The organism is Runella sp. R0.1_18 (assembly GCF_057652155.1).
Genome location: NZ_JBYFCK010000074.1, coordinates 1 through 1,076, shown reverse-complemented (window position 1 = coordinate 1,076; position 1,076 = coordinate 1). Strand labels below are relative to the sequence as shown.

Below are 1,076 nucleotides of genomic sequence, written 5' to 3'. Positions count from 1 at the left end.
CAAGACAAAGTTATGATGAAAATTAAGCCTGTGCTCTTGAGTGGACTGGCAATGAGTTAGCCCTAAGTGTTGTTTGGCATCTCTAAATACAAACTCGATTTGAAATCTAAGGTGATAATAAAGGTATAAATCAGCGCCAGTAATGGTCAAATCAGTAGCAATAAAAATTTTGCAGTTTTTGATACTGCCATCGGTTTTGTAATGCTGTACGACGACTGTTTTAACCCACTTTTTGAGAGATTTAGCATAAGCCAACCCCTCAAAGGCAGTCCAATTATCTTCTTCAATACAAGCTCTAAACTGACTTAAATCAAGGTTTTTGGCATCTATCTTTCCTGAAAATTGCCTCTTGCGACCTCTGCCCATGCGTTGTGGCCCTGTGTATGCATAATACATGACTGCATCATTTGGCATCCGAGTAACCAGATATAAACCTGCTTGGCTGACGGAATCAATGAATGTCTTTTTTGAAAAATAGGCATCAACAGCCACATACTTAGAGACACTCAGTAGGTTGAATGCATCCTTAACCAACAAATCGGCATAGTAAACAGTAAATCCTGCCCTTCAGATAATATTGTCTGTGTCGCATAATAATGGAAACAACTGTGATTTGTTACATCTACAATAGCTAAACCAGCCAATTCAATGCCTCGACTAACTTGTTGCTTACACCCCGACCAGAAGTAGCCTATTCCAGGAGTCTTTTTGCCTGATTTGTTCAAAAAAGTTGGGTCAAAAACCCATACTTTTTCTACGCCTAAATACGTAAACAATTCCAAGTTAAACGCTTTAAAATCAAATGATTTTGAAAAATTAGCCCGATAGCTCTCTGAACTCATATCACCTTGCCGAGACAAGTTCTCAAAATGATAACGGCCTTTTAATCCTAACCATAAATTGGTTAAGTTTATAAAAAACTTCGTCTGCCATTTGCCCACGTTAGACATTTTGCTCAATATTGTACTCGTGAGTGTTTCGATACTCATGGGTAAAAAGTAGTTTGGGTTCGCAAAACAAAGCTACTTCTTTACCCTTTATTTTTTATAATTTGTCAAAATCATAGCGAACCATTG

2 protein-coding genes are annotated in these 1,076 nt (G+C 37.6%); both read right to left on the bottom strand.

All coding sequences use genetic code 11. The annotated features are described in order from the left end of the window. On the bottom strand, positions 1–492 hold a 492-nt coding region (locus tag AC23P2_RS31080), incomplete at its 3' end, for a transposase (RefSeq protein WP_487776786.1). 14 nt (positions 493–506) lie between these two features. Further along, on the bottom strand, positions 507–989 hold the full coding sequence (locus tag AC23P2_RS31075; RefSeq protein WP_487776785.1) for a hypothetical protein: 483 nt from the start codon (positions 987–989) through the stop codon (positions 507–509). Positions 990–1,076 lie beyond the last annotated feature (87 nt).

Bases quoted from the DNA above. Each gene is read 5' to 3' on its own strand.
- AC23P2_RS31075 (WP_487776785.1), bottom strand. From the start codon at position 989: ATGAGTATCGAAACACTCACGAGTACAATATTGAGCAAAATGTCTAAC.